General features: G+C 69.0%; 19 protein-coding genes and 3 tRNA genes. 6 read left to right on the top strand and 16 right to left on the bottom strand.

What is annotated here, in order from left to right:
• Positions 1–48 precede the first annotated feature (48 nt).
• The 12 genes from EDD90_RS36765 to EDD90_RS36710 form a co-directional block, all read right to left on the bottom strand.
• Positions 49–264: a winged helix-turn-helix domain-containing protein gene (locus EDD90_RS36765; protein ID WP_123977180.1), complete on the bottom strand. Its 216-nt coding sequence runs from the start codon at positions 262–264 to the stop codon at positions 49–51.
• Positions 265–326: 62 nt separating this feature from the next.
• Positions 327–971 (bottom strand): hypothetical protein, encoded by a 645-nt coding sequence (locus tag EDD90_RS36760; RefSeq protein WP_123977178.1) that lies wholly within the window; start codon positions 969–971, stop codon positions 327–329.
• Positions 968–1,135 (bottom strand): hypothetical protein, encoded by a 168-nt coding sequence (locus EDD90_RS55835; RefSeq protein ID WP_185149360.1) that lies wholly within the window; start codon positions 1,133–1,135, stop codon positions 968–970. Before EDD90_RS55835 ends, EDD90_RS36760 begins: the two co-directional genes overlap by 4 nt.
• Positions 1,132–1,890 (bottom strand): hypothetical protein, encoded by a 759-nt coding sequence (locus EDD90_RS36755; protein ID WP_260328360.1) that lies wholly within the window; start codon positions 1,888–1,890, stop codon positions 1,132–1,134. Before EDD90_RS36755 ends, EDD90_RS55835 begins: the two co-directional genes overlap by 4 nt.
• Positions 1,891–1,901: 11 nt before the next feature.
• A complete protein-coding gene (locus EDD90_RS36745) occupies positions 1,902–3,542 on the bottom strand; it encodes a DEAD/DEAH box helicase (RefSeq protein WP_260328359.1) in 1,641 nt (546 codons plus the stop codon).
• A 417-nt stretch (positions 3,543–3,959) separates the two neighbouring features.
• Positions 3,960–6,062, bottom strand: a complete 2,103-nt coding sequence (locus EDD90_RS36740) for a hypothetical protein (protein WP_123977174.1) — start codon at positions 6,060–6,062, stop codon at positions 3,960–3,962.
• On the bottom strand, positions 6,059–7,528 hold the full coding sequence (locus EDD90_RS36735) for a hypothetical protein (protein WP_123977172.1): 1,470 nt from the start codon (positions 7,526–7,528) through the stop codon (positions 6,059–6,061). Before EDD90_RS36735 ends, EDD90_RS36740 begins: the two co-directional genes overlap by 4 nt.
• 83 nt (positions 7,529–7,611) lie before the next feature.
• Complete coding sequence (locus tag EDD90_RS36730; protein WP_123977170.1) at positions 7,612–8,340, bottom strand: hypothetical protein; 729 nt, start codon at positions 8,338–8,340, stop codon at positions 7,612–7,614.
• Complete coding sequence (locus tag EDD90_RS36725; protein WP_123977168.1) at positions 8,337–9,098, bottom strand: hypothetical protein; 762 nt, start codon at positions 9,096–9,098, stop codon at positions 8,337–8,339. Before EDD90_RS36725 ends, EDD90_RS36730 begins: the two co-directional genes overlap by 4 nt.
• The gene (locus tag EDD90_RS36720) at positions 9,095–9,859 is read right to left on the bottom strand and encodes a hypothetical protein (protein WP_123977166.1); all 765 of its coding nucleotides are present in this window, start codon (positions 9,857–9,859) and stop codon (positions 9,095–9,097) included. The genes EDD90_RS36725 and EDD90_RS36720 overlap by 4 nt, the downstream gene beginning before the upstream one ends.
• A gap of 14 nt (positions 9,860–9,873) precedes the next feature.
• Positions 9,874–10,197, bottom strand: a complete 324-nt coding sequence (locus tag EDD90_RS57790; RefSeq protein ID WP_260328358.1) for a helix-turn-helix domain-containing protein — start codon at positions 10,195–10,197, stop codon at positions 9,874–9,876.
• A complete protein-coding gene (locus EDD90_RS36710) occupies positions 10,194–10,427 on the bottom strand; it encodes an AlpA family transcriptional regulator (RefSeq protein ID WP_123977164.1) in 234 nt (77 codons plus the stop codon). Before EDD90_RS36710 ends, EDD90_RS57790 begins: the two co-directional genes overlap by 4 nt.
• 90 nt (positions 10,428–10,517) lie before the next feature.
• On the opposite strand from EDD90_RS36710, the gene EDD90_RS36705 reads away from it, so the two are divergent.
• Positions 10,518–11,570, top strand: a complete 1,053-nt coding sequence (locus EDD90_RS36705) for a helix-turn-helix domain-containing protein (RefSeq protein WP_123977162.1) — start codon at positions 10,518–10,520, stop codon at positions 11,568–11,570.
• Positions 11,567–13,156 (top strand): tyrosine recombinase XerC, encoded by a 1,590-nt coding sequence (gene xerC / locus EDD90_RS36700; RefSeq protein ID WP_123977160.1) that lies wholly within the window; start codon positions 11,567–11,569, stop codon positions 13,154–13,156. Before EDD90_RS36705 ends, xerC begins: the two co-directional genes overlap by 4 nt.
• Before the next feature lie 56 nt (positions 13,157–13,212).
• Here the strand turns inward: xerC and EDD90_RS36695 are convergent.
• The 3 genes from EDD90_RS36695 to EDD90_RS36685 all read right to left on the bottom strand — a co-directional run bounded on the left by EDD90_RS36695 (position 13,213) and on the right by EDD90_RS36685 (position 13,615).
• Positions 13,213–13,286, bottom strand: a tRNA-Ile gene (locus EDD90_RS36695).
• 178 nt (positions 13,287–13,464) lie between these two features.
• Positions 13,465–13,537, bottom strand: a tRNA-Asn gene (locus tag EDD90_RS36690).
• Between the two features lie 5 nt (positions 13,538–13,542).
• A tRNA-Asn gene (locus EDD90_RS36685) sits at positions 13,543–13,615 on the bottom strand.
• A 144-nt stretch (positions 13,616–13,759) separates the two neighbouring features.
• Between EDD90_RS36685 and EDD90_RS36680 the strand changes: the two genes are divergently transcribed.
• The 4 genes from EDD90_RS36680 (at position 13,760) to EDD90_RS36665 (ending at position 19,504) form a co-directional block, all read left to right on the top strand.
• A complete protein-coding gene (locus EDD90_RS36680; RefSeq protein ID WP_123977158.1) occupies positions 13,760–14,062 on the top strand; it encodes a YtxH domain-containing protein in 303 nt (100 codons plus the stop codon).
• A gap of 174 nt (positions 14,063–14,236) precedes the next feature.
• Entirely contained in the window at positions 14,237–15,691 is a 1,455-nt protein-coding gene (locus EDD90_RS36675) for an FGGY-family carbohydrate kinase (protein ID WP_123977156.1), read from the top strand.
• 151 nt (positions 15,692–15,842) lie between these two features.
• Positions 15,843–17,576 carry an ABC transporter ATP-binding protein gene (locus tag EDD90_RS36670; RefSeq protein WP_123977154.1) on the top strand — a complete coding sequence of 578 codons (1,734 nt, stop codon included), beginning with the start codon at positions 15,843–15,845 and terminating at the stop codon, positions 17,574–17,576.
• On the top strand, positions 17,576–19,504 hold the full coding sequence (locus EDD90_RS36665) for an ABC transporter ATP-binding protein (protein ID WP_123977152.1): 1,929 nt from the start codon (positions 17,576–17,578) through the stop codon (positions 19,502–19,504). Before EDD90_RS36670 ends, EDD90_RS36665 begins: the two co-directional genes overlap by 1 nt.
• A gap of 130 nt (positions 19,505–19,634) precedes the next feature.
• On the opposite strand, the gene EDD90_RS36660 is transcribed toward EDD90_RS36665, so the two are convergent.
• Positions 19,635–20,951, bottom strand: a complete 1,317-nt coding sequence (locus EDD90_RS36660) for an RNA polymerase sigma factor (RefSeq protein ID WP_123977151.1) — start codon at positions 20,949–20,951, stop codon at positions 19,635–19,637.
• Between the last annotated feature and the right edge of the window lie 37 nt (positions 20,952–20,988).

The raw sequence follows: 20,988 nt of genomic DNA, 5'->3' as shown, positions 1-20,988 counted from the left end.
GGGACGGCAATCCCGGCCTTGGGCCGTCTTCAGTTGTGAGGTGCGGCGCTACGGCCTTTGCTGGCTCTTCTCCAGCGCCTTGATGGCTCGGTTGACGACGGCTCGGCTGACGCCGAGCTCTCGCGCTACGGCGGCTTGGGTGCCGAGAACGGCGGTGCCGTCGAGTAGGGCTTGGGCCCGGGCGGCGGTTGCTTCCAGGTACGCCTTCCAGGCGATGTCCTGCTCCCGGACAGCTGCGTCATGGCGCTCTTTCCACGTGGTCACGTCCCTCCCTTTACCGGAAGCGGTGACTGCCAGACAACTGTAAGCGGGGCTGCTTACGCTTGTCAACGGGGTTGCTGACATGGCGTCGCTCCAGGCTGGTAGTGGGCGAGCAGCGCCCAATCCTGCGGGGTGCTGTAGACGCAGCGGCACCAGTCGCACACCAGCCGGGTCTGGTGCGGCAGCTGGCGGATCACCGCGCCACACACCACCCCCGAGGTGTCGATGGACACGCACTGCCCGATGCGCCGGCCGCGCTCCGGGAGCGCGCCGACGATCGACAGAGCGGCCCGCTCCATCTCCCGGATCTCGGCCGCGAGGTCGCCGGCCGCCGGATACGAGGCGGCCACCCACTCCAAGTTGGCGTACAGAGAGCGGGCCGCGCGCTTGACGCGGTCCTCGATGCTGCCCCTGATCGCGGGCTCGCCCCAACCCCTGGCCTCCTGGACGGCGGACAGCCACCCCTCGACCACCAGGGCTATGCCCCCGTACCGCAGGTCCAGGACCGCCTCGTTTACGGGCAGCACGGAGCCCGCGGGCCCGCTGGAGACGCGTTCTCCGCCGCCGTGGCCTGCAGGGGCAAGGAACGCGCCCAAGGCCTTGTACGCGACCGGGAGGCGCTCGAGGCGTTCACCCAAGGCGCGGGCATCGGCCGGGCACAGGTAGCCGTCCGGGATCTCCCGTTCACACAGGCCGCAGGACGCGGTCATGCCTCGGCCCTCTCGCGTCCGGCTTCGAGCTCAGCCTCGGCGGCACGGATGGCCCTCCGGTCGCGGCGGTCGTCGAGGAGACCGAAGCCGATCTGGATGAGCAGCATCAGATCCATGCCCGCGGCGATGCCGATGGCGAGCAGTTGGATGTCGTGGTCGCTCATGCGGCGAGTCCTTCCGTGGTGGGCCACTGGCAGCCGTCGAGGCCGCGGCGGTTGGTGTCGGGGATGACAGCGAGGGGCCAGCCGAGGTGGTGCAGGCCCATCGCGAGGAGGGTGTAGGCGTCGGCCTGGTCGTAGCGGCCGGGCCCGTCACAGTCGACGCCGTAACGGGTGCGTACCGCGTCGCGGACGGCGCCCTTGGGGCCGGAGCCCTTCCCGGTGGCGTACAGGGCTCGGCAGGACGGCGGTACGACCGCGTAGGGGATGCTGCGCCGCCAGCAGGCGTGCCGGACCATGACGCGGAGCCCGGCGAGGTCTTCGTGCCGGTGGGCTACGCCACCGCCGAACGACGGGCCTTCGATCACCACCAGGTCGGCGCCGGTGATGTGCTCGGTGACCCGCTCGATGATCCAGGCGAGCCGAGGGTGGCCTCGCACGCCGGTGCGGGGGCGGATGGTGTCCGTCCAGCCTTCGCCTGCGACTCCGGTGCAGGTGAGGCTGACGTCGAGGCCGATCACCTTGGGAACCGTTGCTTTCTGAGCAACGGCTGCCGCCTGCTCAGGGAGCAGTTCGGGGCGGACGGCGCCGCCGATGGACACCCACAGGCTGTGGGCTTGGGCGCTGGCGAAGTCGCGGCGGCGGGCTTGGTCTTCGAGCTCGGCGTAGGTGAGGCCGAGCCGGGCGAGGGAGGTGCGGACCGCGGCGTGGAACTCGGCCTCGGTCACCTCGGTGATGACGTCGTCGGATTCGTTCTGCATAGTGCTTCCCTTCACGCCGCGGCCTTGGCGCCGAGCCGGTCGAGGATCGTCGTGAACTCGTGGATGGCGGCAAGGTCCGACACCTCGCCGGCACTGCTACCGGGCGGTACGCGGATGCCTTTGACCCGGCAGTAGTTGAGCTGCTTCACGCTGGCCGGCCGGTCCCGCCAGGTGGCGGCGCGGGTGGCAAGCCACCGGCTGCCCATGGCGCGGGCCTGCTGCTCCAGCCAGGCCTTCGCGGGTGCCAGCGGCAAGGGCACGTCGTTCTTCGGGCCGACGATGCCGTTGGTCAGGTCGAACCGGCGCAGCCAGTAGGTCCGGTCGACCGGGTTACGGACCAGGAAGACGAAGGTGGCGTCCGCGACTGGGATGAACCACACTCCGGATGCCGTCTTCAGCCAGCGCGTCGAGGACCCGTGGAACAGGTCGATCTCCTCCACCTGAATCCGGGAGAGATCCAGGTGCCGCTTCTTCTTCTCCTCCGCCTCCCGCACGGCCTCGCGAAGTGTCTGTTCCTCGTCCTGCATGACCACGTCGCGGCCGGTGAGGTCGACTATCGACGCGAGCTTGTGCTGGGTGGAGGCGCCCATGACGTCCAGGACCAGGGCGTCCTTCTTGCCGGTCTCCGGGGACAGTCGCAGGGCGCGGCCGACCATCTGGCAGTACAGGCCCGGGGACTTGGTCGGGCGGGCGATGACCGCGCACGACGTCCACGGCGCGTCGAAGCCTTCCGTAAGGACCATGCAGTTCGTCAGGACCTGTACGTCACCCGCGCGGTACTTCTGTAGCGCGGCGGCGCGGTCGTCGCGGGACATGTCGCCCCAGACGGCCGCGGCCGTGATGCCGGCGGCGGTGAAGGCGTCGGCCATGGACTTCGCGGTCTCCACCGTCGGCGTGAAGACGACGCCGGGCCGGTCGGTCGCATGCAGCCGGTAGGCCTCGGCGACGACCTCGGCGGCGCCGGAGTCGTCCAGGGCGTGACCGAGCTGGCCTTCCTGCAGGTCGCCGTTCCGGGTTCGTACCGAGTCCAGGTCGAGGCCGGGTACGGTGACGCGCTTGCCGCGGACGTCGCACAGGTAACCGTCCTCGATCATCTCCAGGATGTCGAGGGTGAACACGACCTCTTCCCAGACGTCGGCGAGTCCGCCGTCCTGTCGGGTCATGGTCGCGGTGAACCCGGCCACCGGGATTCCGCGCCAGGCACCGAAGTGCTCCAGCACCGTCATGTACGAGCGGGCGGCGGCATGGTGGCACTCGTCGACGATGACCAGGCCGATGCCGGTGATGGCCCGTCGGCGGCGTTCGACCGCGAGGGTCTGGATGCTGGCCACAACGACGTCGACGTCCTGGTGCTCGTCGCGTTCGGCCTTGACGATGCCGACACGGAGCGCGGGGGCGACGGCCTTGATCTTGTCGGCGGCCTGGGTGAGGAGTTCCTCGCGATGGGAAATGACCAGGGCGCGCTCGCCGCGGGCCGTGAGGACAACAAGCTGATCGAGGATGAGGTTGGAGAAGACGACGGTCTTCCCAGCTCCGGTCGGAAGGACCACGGCGAGCCGGTTGTTGGCGCTCGTTGCCCAGCCGGTGGTGAGGGCGTTGATCGCCTCGGTCTGGTACGGGCGGGGCTTGAACGTCTCAGGCAGTTCGGACATCACGGTCACCTCGGTTCGCAAAGTCGTGGGGTTCGCAGGGGCCTGGACCGGTCTTGGGACCGCTTTTTCGGGCCACTGGACCGCCTTGAAAAGCGGATCGGTCCAGGCACGAATGGGCCCTGAGCTGCGCGTTTCGTTCGCCAGGGCGCGGGGTGGACCGATTGGCCCGGTTTTTCGGAGACATAGGGCGGAGATCTCGGTGAGAGACCTTCACGCGCTCTCCCTGGACTGTCGCGCAAGGGTGTCGCCCCAATCGCGTGTGTCTAGGTAGAGAAATCGGTCCAATCGGTCCAGTAGATAGAGAGATAGAAAGAAGTCCCAGCTCAGCCCGTGTTTTGCCCTGGACCGATCCGTTTTCAGAACCGGTCCAGTGGACCGGAAAAAGCGGTCCAGCCAACCCGGAATCGGTCCACGTGTTCAGATCCATCGGGTCAGCGCCTCCACCTTCAGGTGCAGCACGCGCTGCCGCGCGCCCCCTGCGCTCACCCTCGTCGTCAGGTGGCCCGGGTCTGCCGAGGGCAGCAACTCGGCGGCCAGGAGCGCCTTGTGGACTCGCGTCGGGCTCGTCTGCAGCGGAGTGCGCATCCGGTCGGCCTGGGCGACGGCCGCGGTGTATGCCGCGCCCGGGTCCAGGTAGAGATCCGTCCCGGACACCCAGCCGATCTTTTCGCCGCGCGCGGACAGGCGGTCCATGTCGTCCCGCGCCCAGCCCCAGTGCGTCGCCTCCGTCTGCGGAGGGACGCCGTCGGAGTTCAGATCGGCGAGGTAGGCGCGGCCGGACGTGAGCGCCGTGCGGATGGCCTTCAGGTAGATCGCCTCTGCAGACAGCGACTTCGTCTCTGCGGACTGGACCGCCGAGCCGTCGAGCAGCGCGGTACGGCACCGCTGGTAGACCGCCGCCCACTCCTCCTGGGTGATGGCGCCGATCTGCCGGGCGTACCGCAGGAACCAGCGCAACCCGAGCAGCAGGCCGGCGACGGCCTCCGGGGCCCGGGAGTGTCCAGTCACGTCCTTGGCGACCGCGTCGCGCCCCTCGGCCAACTCGGCTTTCAGCTGGGACGGCCAGTCTTCGGCGGTCTCGTACTGCTCGGCGAGCCACTGCACGTACCCGGACATGGCCTGCGCGTATACGCCTTCGTCGGCGGTCCTCTGTGCGGGCGTGAGGCGGTCGCTGGTCACGTCGTCCTTGACGATCTCGACGAGGTTCGTGCGGGCCTGGAGGGACTGGCCGGGAGGGACGTCCTCCCCGGTGCACACCACTTGGGCGCGCGGGTACAACTCCGGGCGCACAGTGCCGTCGACGCGCATCCTGGAACGGCCGGCGCTGTTTGCTGCGCCGCGCACGAGCCTCTCGACCTTCTCGTTCAGCTTGGCCAGATCGGTCTTGGTCGCGGCAGCCTGCGGGACGTAGTCGTCGACGACCATCACGACGTTCGCGAGCTGGAAGGCGATGCCCTCCATGGCGTTCGCGGTCGACTGCCAGCCGGTGGGGAAACCGCGGACGGTCAGCTCGGGGCCGAAGTGCTGAGCGAACAGGGCGGCGATGTGACTCTTGAACGCGCCCGTTCCGCCGAACGTCCACAGCGTGGTTTCGGGCTGGAGCGGCAGCGGAGCCCGGTAGGTGGCGCACAGCTGAGGCGCCATCACCTTGTCAGGGCCCAGATCGAGCAGAGCCAGCGACGCCCTGACCGCGTCGACGCTCTGGCGCTTGTCCGGGGCCGGGAGCGCGTACCGGTTGAGCTTCTCGGTGCCCAGGTCGACGGCGGTGGCCTCATCCATGCCGTCCGCGCCGAGGGCCCCGGTGTGGGTGAGGAACACGCGCCGTCCGTCGATCTCGGTCCAGCCGGTGAACGCGTAGGTGGTGCGTTCCTCCACCATCCCGAGGCTGAGGAACTGCGCGGCAGCGACGACGTGCGCCTCGTCCCGGGAGCAGGGGTAGATGATGCCCCGGCCCCCGATCGCGTCGTAAGCCCAGTCACGTGCACTCTTCAAGCCGGCCTTGGTGACCTGCACGGTCCCTTGGGCGCCGTTGATGCTGCTGGTGACGTTCAAGGTGAACAGCTTCTGGGTCTCGGCTCCGGTGTGCCGAGTGACTTCCTCGGTGATCGTGGGAACGAAGTTCGCCAGATGGAGAGGGCCGAAGTGGCTGTTGACGTACAGGCCGCCGTCGTCGGTGTAGTAGGGCGCAGGGGGCGCCTCGGGAAGCCCGCCCAGCAGGTCGTCGGCTGCTGCCCGCGCCTGTGCGGAGAGAGCCGTGCGAGCCTCTCTGAGCGCGTCGTTGAAGTCGCCCGGCTTCACGACTTTCGCGGCGATGAGCGCGTTCTTGTAGGCGCGGATCTTGATGTCGCCGTGCGGGATCGCCCACCGGACGATGCTGTAGATGAGGTTCTGCCGGTCCTCTTCGTTGTCCATGCCGCTGAACAGGGCGATGGTGGCGGCGAGGTCCCTGTAGTCGTCCGGCGGCTCGTTTTCCTCGTCGTCCGGCAGGTCTTCGGCGGCTGTCGAGTCGTTGATGGTCACTTACCGGCCTCCCGGTACGAGGCGCGGATGATGGTCATGGCCAGCTCGTTGTCGAGCCCGGCGCGGACGGCCGCCTTACGGAAGGCGTCAGCGACGGCCTTCGGTGCGACGTTGGCCTCTCGGCCGGCCTCGAACCCGTTCCGTGCGGCCCATTGGAGGAGCCCGGCAGTGTCCGCCCCGTCCGCCCCGGCAACTTTCGTAACCAGCGCTCTCAGCCGCCTCGCCGGGTGCACGTAGGTGCGGGTCTGACCTGCCCGCCCTGGGTGTTGCTGGCCTTTGCTGGCATCGCCTGCGGTGGCTTGCCGGACGTCGTCGAGTACGGCGACCGGGAGGGCCTGCGCGGCACTGCTGGCCTCGGCGCGGCCGTGCGCGGCGCGGATGATGTCGCGGGAGGCTTCGGACTCGTTGCCGCCGTGGTGCAGCGCGGCGAACAGCTGGCCCGGGGAGAGGACGTGGCCGACTGCGGAGGGTGTGACGCCCGGGAAGTTGTCGGTGCGGATGGTGACCGCGGCCCCGCCCTTGTGGACGGCGACACCGTCCCGTGAGCAGCCGTCCGCCCAGCCGGGTCGGTACCAGCGCTGGCAAGCGCTCCCGCAGTACGAGCAGCTTCCGGGGTACTGCTCGGCGTAGGTGGCGCCGACGTATTCCAGGATCTCCCCGCAGCAAGCGTGATCGCCGAGGATCTCCATCGGGCCGCGCCCGCCCCACGTCTGGGTGCCCTTCGGCCGCTCTGGCCGCGCCGTTACGGGAGGCGGCGTGCGCTTCGTGGGCTTGGGCGCGAGGCGCGCGGCGAGTTCGAGGATCTGCTCAAGGCTGTAGCGCGGTCCCCCGTCGCGGACGACACGGCACATCGCCTGCGGACGGCCGGGCTTCCGGTTGATCGTTCCTGGTACCCGAAGTACGCGGGCGAGGTCCTTCACGCCAGTGCCGTAGCCGACGCCCATCCTCTTCGCGCCGCTGAGGTAGATGGACTGCCAGGCCGACGAGACCTCGACCGCCTCGTCGAAGGTGATGTCCTTACCGATGACCACCGGTCGGTCGAACTCGTGCCAGTGGTAGAGGCCGCCACCTGAGTGTTCCTCTCGGGTTGCTTCCGGGAGGCCGCCGAAGCGGGGGATGTCCCGGGCCTCGTCGGCTGAGGCCGGGAGGTTTTCGGCCTTGTGCAGGGAGTTACCGAAGTCGATGTCCGACCACAGGCCGAACATGGCCACGGAGTCCCGTGCGCTGCCGCGAGTGCCCAGCGGGAACCGGCTGTTGACCGTGGTGACGCGGCAGTAGATTCCTTCGACTCCGGCGCGGTCCTGGTCGAGGATCCAGGCGACGGCGTGGTTCAGGTCGTCGGTCTGGATACCGGTCCAGTTGCCCTTGCAGCAGACGGACACGAGGCCGGCGGCGTCAAAGCGGGGGGAGAGCCAGGCGCGGACGATGCCCGAGTCCGCGGCCAGCTGCTCGACAGGGTTGTTCACGAACGTATCCCTTGTGCTGGATCTGGTGGTGGTCCGTGAAGCCGGGGGCGGGTCGGGGGGATTGACCCGCCCCCGGCGGCCTGTCAGCCGGTGCCGTCCGCTTCGTCGAGGGCGGGGCCACGGCGGGCTTTGCGGAGCGCCTCTTCTTCGGTGAGGTCGCTGGAGAACATGTCCCAGGCGCTGTGACCGGTCGGGGTGCCGTCCGCGTGCACGGTGGGGCTGTTCTTGAGCTTGTCGCCGAAGACCTTCTGGAACATCAGGCCCATGTGGTCGCCGACGTTGTCGAGGAACTCCTTGCCCCACGGGGAGCTGCACAGGAGGGCGGGGAGCCGGTCCTGGCTGACCAGCCAGTCGCCGGAGTGCGACCACTTCTGGCCGTTCGCGTCGGGCTTGGCCTCGGGGTCGTCCTCGCTGAGGTCGAGACGCAGGTCGATGTAGCCGAGGAGGCATTCCCAGCCGAGCCGGCCGTCGCCGCGCTCCTCGTCATGGTTGCGCTGGTCCTCGATTGCCCAGCTGTGCTGCTGCTGCGCCCAGGCGTGAGCCTTGTGGAGCGGCCAGCCCAAGGCTTCGGCGACGTCGGAGAGAAGCAGGTAGTCGTCGTCCTTCGTGATGTACACGATGGGCGCCTCGCCGAATCCCGCGAGGTCGACAACTCGCCCGGCCCGTGTCGGCCCGAACGTGGTGACGGCGCCGATGCGTTCCAGGGCAGCGACGACCCGGGCGGTCTGTTCTTCAGGCCCCTCGTTGAGCAGGAGGGCGTCGTGTTTGGCAACGACCCTTTCAGCGAACGGGGTGTGGATGGAGAGGATCACTTCGCCTCCCGCTTCTGCAGCTGGTCGAGGACGTGGGCGGCGCGGTCCACCTGTCCGGCGAACCGGTACAGCTCGTCGGCCTTCCGGCGGACCTCGGCCGGGTCGGAGGTGCGCAGCAGGGTCGCGTCGGAGCTGAGGTCGTAGGTGAAGAGCACCGCCTTCACCGGTTCGCCGGGTTCGGCGTAGACCTCGACGACCAGGTGCCCGCCGTCGTCTGTTCCGAGGTCGCCCACCTCGACCGCGCAGACGTCGTCCTCGACGCAGTAGCCGGTGCAGTCCGGGACGCGGTGCCCCTCGTCGGGGATGACCGGCTCGGGTCCGGGCGGCTCGGGCACCTCGACGGTGCCGGTGAGGTCGAGGGCCCAGTCGAGGAACGCGGCGTGCAGCTGCTCGCGGCAGGCGAGCCACCGGTCGATGGCGGTGTTCGCCGTGAGATAGCCGACGCGGCGCGGGTCGGTGTCCGGCAGGTGGCGGATGCGGTCGAAGTCGGCGCTGGTGACCGTGGTGTCGAACCGGTCGATTGCCTTCTTCCAGGACTCCAGCGTGCCGTACAGAGACTCGGCGTGGTTCTGTACTGCTTCCGGGTCCTGGGCAGTCTCCAACTGGCGGAGGCTGTCGCCGGTGAGCCCGTCGAAGCGGGCCGCGTAGCCGGCGGTCTCCAGCAGGTAGAGGGACACCGTGTCGACGCGGTGGGTGAAGCGGTAGGGGGCCAGGCGGCCGGGGATACCGGCCGCCGTCGCCTGCGTCAGAACGGTCACGACTGCACCTCCGTGACCTGCGTGCGCATCAGGCGCAGCTGGTGGAGGAAGAGCGCGGTGTCGGAGATGAGCTTGTCGAGATCCTTGCCCTGGACGATCGTGCCGTTGCCGTCCGCCCCCGTTAGGGAGACGACCGTGGCAGGGGTGCCGTCCTCGGTGCTGGCCGCGAGGCGAGCATCGACGAGGTTGCCCCGGACCGAGTCGACGCCGTCGGGCGCGGGCAGGGCAACCCGAGGCCCCTGGTGCTCGATGTAGACGCCGTCGTCACCGCAGAGCGTGAGACACGCCCCCGCCTGGCACCAGGGGTAGTGCTCGTCCTGCGGAGCGTTGGCGTACTTCTGCATGCCCGCGTGCCACTCGCGGAGTGCGGCGAGCGGGTCCTCGGCGCCCGCGAACAGATCGGTGAGGCGGTCGGCGATCTCGGCGAGCAGCTGCCTGCCCACCTCGTTGAGGGCGCCATCCTCGTTCTTGATCGAGCGGGCCCGCCGCTGCTGACCCTCGAAGGCGAGGGCGAGCTGCACGCCCTCGTCGATCTTCTTGTGTGCCTCGGCGGCCTGCTCCATCACTCGCGCGGCGTCGACCTCGTCGACGGACTCGTGCGGGTCGGTGGCCGAGCACAGTGTGGGCTGGCCGGTGTCCAGGTCGTTCATGACCAGGACGAGGAAGTTGGTGCGGATGGACTGCTCGGCCGGGCGGACGGTGGGGACCTGAACCCCACCGGACGTTGCGGCCGTTCTTGCAGGCTGTACGGTTGTAGCCATGAGCGTCTCGTTTCCTACTTAGCCGTGGGACTGGATTGCTCGACTGGAGGAGCCGCCTCGCACGCGGCTCCTTCGTCGTTTCCGGTCGTCGATCCCGCCTCGCACGCGGGACCGGCGCCGGTCTCCTTCGGGACGAGCCCGAGGAAGCGATGAAGGTCGACGAGCCTGCATACGCGGCGTCGCCCGAGGCGGATGACCTCGATGGGCAGCCTGTTCTCGGCTGCCAGCTGATACGTGGTGCTTTCCGAGAGGGCCAGGGCCCGGCCGACGGTCGGCCACAGGGGGACGACGGCGGGCAGGTCGAGGATCTCGGCGATCGTGAGGGCTGGCGCGGTCACGCCGACGCCTGGATCTCGGCGGCCTGCCGCTCGAACTCCTCGCAGTTGGCAAGGGAGTAGAGGACTCGACGGCCGATCTTGACGCCCTTGGGGCCGTAGTTCCCGACCTGCCTCCACCACCGAACGGTTGCTGGTGAAGTCCTGTAGCGAGCGGCCACCTCTTCCGTGGTCAGAAAGAGGTGCGCGGGCTCTGTGACGCTCACCTGGGGGGACGCGTGTTCTCGCCCCATAATTACCTCCTGGAGGTTCGGGCTTGCTCGTAAAGGTATACGCCCCAATGCGCTCTGGCCGCAACCTCCTGGAGGTAGTACCTTGCCGCCATGGGTAATCAACAACGTCCGTGGATGTTCGCTGAGGATCGGTTCGGCCGGCGCCTGCGCAAGGAGCGGGAGGACCGGGGTATGACGCAGGTCGACGTCGCCCGCGTGCTCCAGGAGGAGCACGACCTGAAGCTGCATCCGACGGCCATCGCCAAGATGGAGCAGCGGAGCGCGGACAAGCCTCGCGTGATTCGGCTGAGCGAGGCACGAGCCATCGCCGACATGTTCGGGCTGACTCTGGACGAGATGACGTCGACCGCCGACGAAGAGATCCAGGCGCTTGCCAGGGAGTTTGCCCAGCTGGGGAAGGAGGCGGACGCTCTGCGCTCGACAACCAGGGAGGCAATGGAGCGCCTGGAGTCACTTGCCAGCTCGCTCGCAGTACCGGAAGACGAACTCACCCCCGCCATCCGCCAAGCCCGACAGCAGATCGCGAGTTCCCTCAATGCCCTGGAGGGAGAACACCTGACAAGGGTTCAGATGGGGCAGGAATTCATCCGCGACCTTCGGCTCAAAGTAATGCAGGCTTCGGGTCTGGACGCTCCCGATTCATCCGTGGAAGGCCTACGCGGATTGCAACTGTCTGCACATGCGGCCCACTGGATGCGCGTGCTTTACCGGCTCTACCCAGGCATTTCAAGGGCCGAACTCGCCCAGGCCATCCGTGCCGACAAGCTAGACGTCAACACCAGGCTCGCGGCCATGCTGGAGCCCCCGGACGACACTGGGACGAACTGGGCTCTAGCTGCTGTCTTCGCGCACGGCCTCTGGGGGCACGGAGCAGCGGAGGAGCTCGATGACCGCGTCGCTCGGATGATGCAGGAGAACCCGCACCGCAGTATCAAATTCACCCGGCATGCGGCATTGACGGAAATGGCCCTGGAAGTGCAGCAGGAGATGGAGAATAAGTGGGACGCCGTTGGCGAGGCAGGGCGAGGGCTTGATCTGATCTGGCGGAATCCGGAGGAGCTAAAGAGGTGGATCGAAGAAACGAAGGCCGAAGATCCAGGCATGTGGAATAACACCAGCGGTGCAGAAGGGGAGCTTCCGTGAAAGGTTCGACGTACCGCCGCTGCTATTGCCGAGACGAGAGCGGCAAGGTGCTGGGCAAAGCGTGCCCGCTGCTGTCCAGCCGCCGGCACGGGGTGTGGGCGGTACGGCAGGAGTTGCCGCCGCGCGAGGACGGGAGCCGACGCTCGTTCTCCCGCAGCGGCTACGACACCGCCAAGGACGCCCAGGGCGACCTCGACAAGGTGCGCGCCCTCCTCGACCTCTCCCCCGGCGACGACCAGGAAGCACAGACGAAGATCGGCGATCTGCTGGAGCAGGTCAGCAAGAACAAGAACGCCCCGCTGCCCGACCTCTCCGAGACCCGCCGCCGGTTCCGCGCCGGCCAGCCGCTCACGTCGAAGCTGACAGTCGGGGACTGGCTGGATGAGTGGTGGGAGTCGAAGAAGCGGAAGAAGTCCACGCTCAACGGCTACAGCTCCCACATCCGCGTGTACCTCAAGCCGGGCATCGGCCACATCCTCCTCGACCGCCTGAACGTCGGGCACCTGGTGGAGTTCTTCGACGCCATCGACACGGCCAACGAGACGATCGAGGCGGAGAACCAGCGGCGGCGCGAGCAACAGGCCCGCGCGAAGTGGGGGAAGAACTCACGGCCGCCGGCCGCGGAGACGGCCCGGCTGGCGGCGGAGCGGGCGAAGCTGGACGCGCTCCCCCCGTACCGGCGGGTGACCGGCCCGGCGACCCAGCAGCGGATCCGGGCGACCCTGCGGTCCGCGCTCAACTCGGCCATCTCCCAGCAGCTGCTGACGTTCAATCCGGCCGCGCATGTCGAGCTCGCCTCGGGCAAGCGGCCGAAGGCGGTGCTGTGGACGCCCGAGCACGTCGAGCGGTGGCGGGAGACGGGTGAGAAGCCGTCAGGAGTCATGGTGTGGACGCCGCCTCAGGTGGGCGAGTTCCTCGACCATGCCGAGGGCGACCGCTTGTACGCCCTGTTCCACCTGATCGCGTTCCGGGGGCTGCGCCGCGGCGAGGCGGTAGGCCAGGCCTGGTCCGGCATCAACTTCGCGAAGGCGCAGTTGACGGTCGCCAAGACGATCATTCAGGACGGGTGGACGCCGGTGGAGAGCGATCCGAAGACGGAGGGCAGCGCGGCGACGATCGCTCTGGGGCCGGCCACGCTCCAAGTCCTCGCGGATCACCGCGTGCGTCAGCAGACCGAGCGTCAGGCGTACCTGGAGAAGGGCCTCCCGTGGCAGGAGACGGGCAAGGTGTTCGTCGACGAGGACGGCGGCTGGCTGCACCCGGAGAAGGTGTCGGACGTCTTCCGCCGGCTGTGCCGGGAGGCCGGTCTGCCCCCGATCAACCTTCGTGATCTTCGCCACGTGGCAGCAACTCTCATCCATGCGGGCGGCGGTGACCTTCACGCGATCAAGGAGACGCTGCGGCACGGGTCGATCCAGTTGGCGGGCGACACGTACACCAGCCTGCTCCCCCAGGTCGACCAGGAGGTGGCCAGGAACGCCGAGAGCATAGTTCCGCGCGCCCGCCGTCCACTGCCTTCCGACACGGCCGCTCACGCATCGCTCACGCAGGACCCCCGAAACGCCGGAGCGCCCCAACAGGTCTAAACCTGCTGGAGCGCTCCGACTGCTGGTAACAACGGTTCTTCGAACGGGTGTCCAGGTGGGGCGGGTGGGACTCGAACCCACGGCCGACGGATTATGAGTCCGCTGCTCTAACCGGCTGAGCTACCGCCCCATGGCGGCGTGTCGCGTACAAGTGTGCGCGCCGTCTGCCGCAGCATAGCCGCTCATACGATCTCCTGCTTCGGATGGTCGGCTTCTGCGGTCGTTCACGACCTTGAGGACATCGTCGCAGGCCCAGCGGTTCCCGCGGACATGAAAAAGGACCCCACAAGGGGCCCTCGTTCAGCATGCTCCCCCGACTGGACTCGAACCAGTAACCTGCCGGTTAACAGCCGGCTGCTCTGCCAATTGAGCTACGGAGGACCGAGCTCCCCCGACTGGACTCGAACCAGTAACCTGCCGGTTAACAGCCGGCTGCTCTGCCAATTGAGCTACGGAGGAATGCCTCGTTGCATCGAACGTACCTACCTGGGTATTCGCCAGGGGGCGCTCGCTCGCTGCGACACATACATTAGCGCAAGCAGGGGGGTGCTCCGCCAATCGGTACTCCTCCACGAGACTCCCCACGAGGGAAGGGTGGCCGTCATGCGCTACAAGCTCACGTTCGTCGTCGGGCTCGCTCTGGGTTACGTGCTCGGGACCAGGGCCGGACGCGAGCGCTACGAGCAGCTGAAGAAGTCCGCCCGCCAGGTCGCCCAGAACCCCGCGGTCCGCAACACCGCGGAGACCGCCGCCCAGCAGAGCCGCGAGATCGCCGGCAAGGCCTTCCACTCGGTCAGCGCAAAGGTCGGCGACCGTATGCCCGACTCGGTGGCGTCCCGGGTCCGCTCCCTCCGGGAGCGCAGCCAGGCCGACGGAGCCGACGACTGGGGCACCAGCAACACGTAGCGTCCACTTCTCGACACGGCCGGCCCCAACCCCCCAGGGGCGCGGGGCTGTACCGATTTACGGCTCCGCCGTGTGGGCGCGACCAGCCCCGACGCACCCGCACCCGAAACGCGGCCCTGCCCCGAACGGCTCCCGTCGGCCAAACCACAGCGGAGTGTGCGGCAGAATTCGGGCATGGGGATAGTCGCCGGGTTGGACAGCTCACCCGATTTCACTCGCATCGTGGTCTGCGACGCGGACACCGGTGCGGTGCTCCGCCAGGGATACGCACCGCACCCGGTCGAAACGCCGGACGGCGCGGCGCGGCCCAGTGACGTCGACCCGCAGGCCTGGCTGCTCTCCCTCGGCGAGGCGGCCGGCGGCGGGCTCCTGGAGGGTGTGCAGGCCATCGGCGTGTCCGCGCAGCAGAACGCGGTGGTCCCGCTGGACGCCCAGGGCAACACCGTCCGCCCGGCGATGGTCGGCGGCGACAAGCGTGCCCAGGTCGCGGCGGCCGATCTCATCGACGCGCTCGGGGGGCGCGAGGCCTGGGCGCAGGCGGTGGGGACCGTTCCGCAGGCCGGGCATCCGGTCACCAAGCTGCGCTGGCTGGCGAAGACCGAGCCGGAGAACGCCCGGCGGACCGCCGTACTGCTGCAGGCCCATGACTGGCTGGTGTGGCAGTTGCTGGGGCGGCCGGTCAGGAGGACCACCGATCGCGGGGGTGCCTCCGGGACCGGGTACTGGTCGGCGGCCACCGGCGGCTACCGGCCGGACCTGGTCGAACTCGCCCTGGGGCATCAGGTGATGCTGCCCGAGGTGATCGGGCCGTCCGACGCGGCCGGTACGACCCCGGAGGGGCTGCTGATCTCCGCGGGGACCGGCGAGACGATGGCCGCCGCCTTCGGGCTGGGGCTCGGGTTCGGGGACGCCGTGGTGTCGCTGGGCGCCTCGGGGTCGGTCATGGCCGTGCACCCGGAGGCGCTCTCCGACAGCTCCGGCATGATCACCTCGCTGGCCGACGCGACCGGTATGCATCTGCCGGTCGTCACCACGCTCAACGCCGTACGGACCCTGCGCGGCACCTCCGAGCTGCTCGGGCTGCCCGATCTGGAGAGCCTGTCCGACCTGGCGATGAAGTCGACGCCCGGCTCGCACGGGCTGGTCATGCTGCCCTACCTGGAGGGCGAGCGGACGCCGAACCTGCCGCACACCGCCGGGACGCTGGCCGGGCTGCGGCGGGAGTCGATGAAGGCCGAGCATCTCGCGCGGGCTTCCTTCGAGGGGATGCTGTGCGGGCTCGCCGACGCGCTGGACGTGCTGCGCGGGCGCGGGGTGGAGGTACGGCGGGTCTTCCTCCTCGGCGGGGCCGCCGAGCTGCCGGCCGTACAGGCGGCGGCGCCGATGCTGTTCGGCGCGCAGGTCGTCGTACCGCAGCCGGCGGACTACGCGGCGATCGGGGCGGCCCGGCAGGCCGCCTGGGCGCTGGGCGTGTCGCAGGGCACGCTGGACCCGCGCAACCCGCCGATGTGGCAGGGTCCGGCGGCCCAGGTACTGGAGCCGGGGGACGAACTGGCCGTAGGGCAGGCGGTGCGACAGCAGTACGTCTCGGTGCGCGAACAGACCCATCCGGGGGCTTTTCGGGCGTAACCGTGCGCCCCCGGCGCCTTGATGCATCCGCTGACGGATAAATCGGTTGAGGTAACGCGGGTGGAGTGTTCGACGATAGGGGCCTAGGGCAAGCACCCCGCCCGTTCGGGCAAGCGAACCCGCCCCCACCGCCGACTCCGAGAGACGTAGCGTGCTCATACGACTTCTGCGGACCTATCTCAGGCCCTACAGGAAACCCATCTCCATCCTGGTGCTGCTGCAGTTCCTGCAGACCTGCGCCACCCTCTACCTGCCCACGCTCAACGCACACATCATCGACAACGGCGTCGTGAAGGGTGACACGGATTACATCCTGTCCTTCGGCGCCCTGATGATCGGCATCTCGCTCGCTCAGGTGGTGTGCAACATCGGTGCCGTGTACTACGGCGCCAGGACCGCGTCGGCGCTCGGCCGCGATGTGCGTGCCGCCGTCTTCGACCGGGTGCAGTCCTTCTCCTCACGTGAGGTCGGTCACTTCGGGGCGCCCTCGCTCATCACCCGTACGACGAACGACGTACAGCAGGTCCAGATGCTGGTCCTGATGGCGTTCACCCTGATGGCGTCGGCGCCCATCATGTGTGTCGGCGGCATCGTGCTCGCCCTCGGCCTGGACGTTCCGCTGTCCGGGGTGCTGGTCGCCGTCGTACCCGTGCTGGGTATCTCGGTGACCCTCATCGTGCGCCGGCTGCGGCCGCTGTTCCGGGCCATGCAGGTGCGGCTCGACACGGTGAACCGGGTGCTGCGCGAGCAGATCACCGGCAACCGGGTGATCCGTGCCTTCGTCCGCGACGAGTACGAGCAGGGCCGGTTCGGGAAGGCCAACGGCGATCTGACCGAGATGCAGCTGGCCACCGGCAACATGCTCGCGCTGATGTTCCCGATCGTCATGACGACGGTGAACGTGTCGTCGATCGCCGTGGTCTGGTTCGGCGCCCATCGCATCGACAGCGGCCAGATGGCGATCGGTGACCTGACCGCGTTCCTCGCCTACCTGATGCAGATCGTGATGTCCGTGATGATGGCCACCTTCATGTTCATGATGGTGCCGCGCGCGGAGGTCTGCGCCGAGCGCATCGAGGAGGTCCTGGACACCGAGTCCAGCGTCGTCCCGCCGCTCGCCCCGGTCACCGAGCTGCGCCGGCACGGCCATCTGGAGATCCGCGGCGTGGGCTTCTGCTATCCGGGTGCCGAGGAGCCGGTCCTCAAGGCCGTCGACCTGGTCGCCCGGCCCGGCGAGGTGACCGCCGTGATCGGCTCGACCGGCAGCGGCAAGTCCACCCTGCTCGGCCTGGTCTCCCGGCTCTTCGACGCCACGGACGGTCAGGTCCTCGTGGACGGGGAGAGCGTCTCGGAGCTCGACCCGAAGCTGCTCGCGAAGACGGTCGGCCTGGTCCCGCAGAAGCCGTACCTGTTCGCGGGCACCGTGGCCACCAACCTGCGCTACGGCAACCCGGACGCCACCGACGGGGAGCTCTGGCACGCGCTGGAGGTGGCGCAGGCCAAGGGCTTCGTCGAGAAGCTGGAGGGCGGACTCAACGCGCCCATCGCCCAGGGCGGTACGAACGTCTCGGGCGGTCAGCGGCAGCGCCTCGCCATCGCCCGTACGCTCGTGCAGCGCCCGGAGATCTACCTCTTCGACGACTCCTTCTCCGCCCTCGACTACGCGACCGACGCGGCCCTGCGCGCCGCGCTCGGCCGGGAGACGGCCGAGGCGACCGTCGTCATCGTCGCCCAGCGGGTGGCGACCATCAGGGACGCCGACCGGATCGTCGTCCTCGACGAGGGACGGGTCGTCGGCACCGGCCGCCACCGTGAACTCATGGCCGACAACGAGACCTACCGGGAGATCGTGCTCTCCCAGCTGACGGAAGCGGAGGCTGCCTGATGGCCGGGCCCATGGGACGCATGATGGCCGGGGGCGGCCCCGACCAGCGCTCGATGGACTTCAAGAACTCGGGCAAACGGCTGGTCGCCCGGTTCAAACCCGAACGCGTCACGATCTACGTGCTGCTGGTCTGCGTGGTCGCGAGCGTCACCCTCAACGTGATCGGCCCCAAGATCCTCGGCAAGGCCACCGACCTGGTCTTCGCCGGTGTCATCGGCAAGCAGATGCCGGCCGGCGCCACCAAGGACCAGGTGCTGGCGGGCATGCGCGAGCGGGGCCAGGGCACCGTCGCCGACATGCTCAAGAGCACCGACTTCACGCCCGGCAAGGGCATCGACTTCGGTCAGGTCGGCAACGTCCTGCTCATCGCGCTCTGTACGTACCTGGTCGCCGGCCTGCTGATGGCGGTGGCGACCCGGCTCGTCAACCGGTCCGTCAACCGCACGATGTACCGGATGCGCGAGGAGGTCCAGGCGAAGCTGTCCCGGCTCCCCCTGTCCTACTTCGACAAGCGCCAGCGCGGCGAGGTCCTGTCCCGCGCCACCAACGACATCGACAACATCGGCCAGACGCTCCAGCAGTCGATGGGCCAGCTCATCAACTCGGTGCTGACCATCATCGGTGTGCTCGCGGTGATGTTCTGGGTCTCCTGGCTGCTGGCCCTGGTCGCCCTGGCGACGGTGCCGCTGTCCTTCCTGGTCGCCACCCGCATCGGCAAGCGCTCCCAGCCGCACTTCGTGCAGCAGTGGCGCTCCACCGGCAAGCTCAACGCCCACGTCGAGGAGATGTACACCGGGCACACCCTGGTGAAGGTGTTCGGCCGCCAGGAGGAGTCGGCGCAGCAGTTCGCCGAGCAGAACGACGCGCTGTACGAGGCCGGGTTCAAGGCACAGTTCAACAGCGGTGTGATGCAGCCGCTGATGATGTTCGTGTCGAACCTGAACTACGTGCTGGTGGCGGTCGTCGGCGGCCTCCGGGTCGCGTCGGGCGCGCTGTCCATCGGTGACGTCCAGGCCTTCATCCAGTACTCCCGGCAGTTCTCGATGCCGCTGACCCAGGTCGCCTCCATGGCCAACCTGGTGCAGTCGGGTGTCGCGTCGGCCGAGCGGATCTTCGAACTCCTCGACGCGGAGGAGCAGGAGGCCGACCCGGTGCCGGGCGAGCGCCCCGCGCAGCTGCGCGGCCGGGTGGCGCTGGAGCACGTCTCCTTCCGCTACGACCCCGAGAAGCCCCTTATCGAGGACCTGTCCCTGACGGTCGAACCCGGGCACACGGTCGCGATCGTCGGCCCGACGGGAGCCGGCAAGACGACCCTCGTGAACCTGCTGATGCGGTTCTACGACGTCTCCGGCGGCCGGATCACCCTCGACGGCGTCGACGTCACCCATATGTCCCGGGACGAACTCCGCGCCGGGATCGGCATGGTGCTCCAGGACACCTGGCTGTTCGGCGGCACCATCGCGGAGAACATCGCGTACGGCGCCTCCCGCGAGGTCACGCGGGGCGAGATCGAGGAGGCGGCGCGGGCGGCCCACGCGGACCGGTTCGTCCGCACCCTGCCCGAGGGCTACGACACCGTGATCGACGACGAGGGCACGGGCGTCAGCGCCGGTGAGAAGCAGCTCATCACCATCGCGCGGGCGTTCCTGTCCGACCCGACGATCCTGGTCCTCGACGAGGCGACGTCCTCGGTCGACACCCGCACCGAGGTCCTGATCCAGAAGGCGATGGCCAAACTGGCGGACGGCCGCACGTCGTTCGTCATCGCCCACCGCCTGTCGACGATCCGGGACGCGGACACCATCCTGGTGATGGAGAACGGGTCCATTGTGGAGCAGGGCGCGCACGCGGACCTGTTGGCCGCGGACGGGGCGTACGCCCGGCTGTACAAGGCACAGTTCGCGCAGGCGGTCGCTGAGGTGGACTGATATGGCTTGGGTGCGGGTGGGTGAGCTTCTCACCCACCCGCACTGAAGCGCCCCTCAGGGGCGCGGGGCTGTATCGATGTGCGGCTCCGCCGCGTGGGCGCGAGCAGCCCCCACGCACCCGCACCCGGCGTCAGTCCAGATAGCCCCTCAGCTGATCCGCAAAAGCATGGTCCCGGAGCTTGTTGAGCGTCTTCGACTCGATCTGGCGGATCCGCTCGCGCGTGACGCCGAAGATCCGCCCGATCTCCTCCAGCGTCCGCGGACGACCGTCGGCCAGCCCGTACCGCAGCTGTACGACCTTCCGCTCCCGCTCCCCCAGCGTCGACAGCACCGCCTCCAGGTGCTCCCGCAGGAGCAGGAACGCGGCCGACTCCACGGGGCTCGCCGCATCCCCGTCCTCGATCAGGTCACCGAGGGCGACATCGTCCTCCTCGCCGACCGGCGCGTGCAGGGACACCGGTTCCTGGGCGAGGCGGAGTACCTCACCCACCCTCTCCGGCGCCAGGTCCAGGTGCGCGGCCACCTCGTCCGGTGTCGGCTCGTAGCCCCGCTCCTGGAGCATCCGGCGCTGCACCCGCACCACCCGGTTGATGAGCTCCACCACGTGCACCGGGACGCGGATCGTGCGGGCCTGGTCGGCCAGCGCACGCGACATCGCCTGGCGGATCCACCAGGTCGCGTACGTCGAGAACTTGTAGCCGCGGGCGTAGTCGAACTTCTCGACGGCGCGGATCAGGCCCAGGTTGCCTTCCTGGACCAGGTCGAGCATGGTCAGGCCCCGGCCGACGTACCGCTTCGCCACCGACACCACCAGCCGCAGGTTCGCCTCGATGAGGCGGCGTTTGGCCATGCGGCCCATCACGACCAGCCGGTCGAGGTCGAGGGCGAGTTCGCCGTCCAGGTCGGGGCCGGCGATCAGCTTCTCCTCGGCGAACAGGCCGGCCTCGACCCGGCGGGCGAGTTCGACCTCCTCGGCGGCGGTGAGCAGCGGGATCCGCCCGATCTCGCGCAGGTACTGCCGGAACAGGTCCGAGGAGGGGCCGCCGGTGTCGGCGCGGGCGGCGGCGCGCGGTTCGGCGGGCTCCGGCTCCGGCTCCGACGCGTCGGCCGTGAGCTCCTCCGGCGGCGGGCCCTCCGGCTCGGCCGAAGGCTCCCGCTCCGTCTCCGTCTCGGGGTGCAGCGCCACCCGGCTCTGCGGTGGCACGCCGGCGTAGACGTCGGTCTCGGCTTCCGGCTCGTCCGTGAGCGTGCTGCTGTCTGTCTGGGTCAGGGTCTGGGTCTGCACGGGGGCGACCTCCAGGATGATCGCTGCCAGGGGGTGCGGCAGCGGTACTTCGGGGGCGGAGACGACGGCCTCGCCGCTGTCCGTCCCGTACGCGATGAGTGGAACGGCGGGGGTGTGGGACCCGTCCGGGACGGGCCGGCCGCGCTCCGAGGACTCAGGCACCGCACCCCAGTGTGGGGTAAGACACATCGCCGCCACG

The sequence above is a fragment of the Streptomyces sp. Ag109_O5-1 genome (assembly GCF_003814875.1).
Taxonomy (GTDB): Bacteria; Actinomycetota; Actinomycetes; order Streptomycetales; family Streptomycetaceae; genus Streptomyces; species Streptomyces sasae.
The sequence above is the reverse complement of the archived record's forward strand: the minus strand, read 5'-3'. Positions and strand labels throughout refer to the sequence as shown.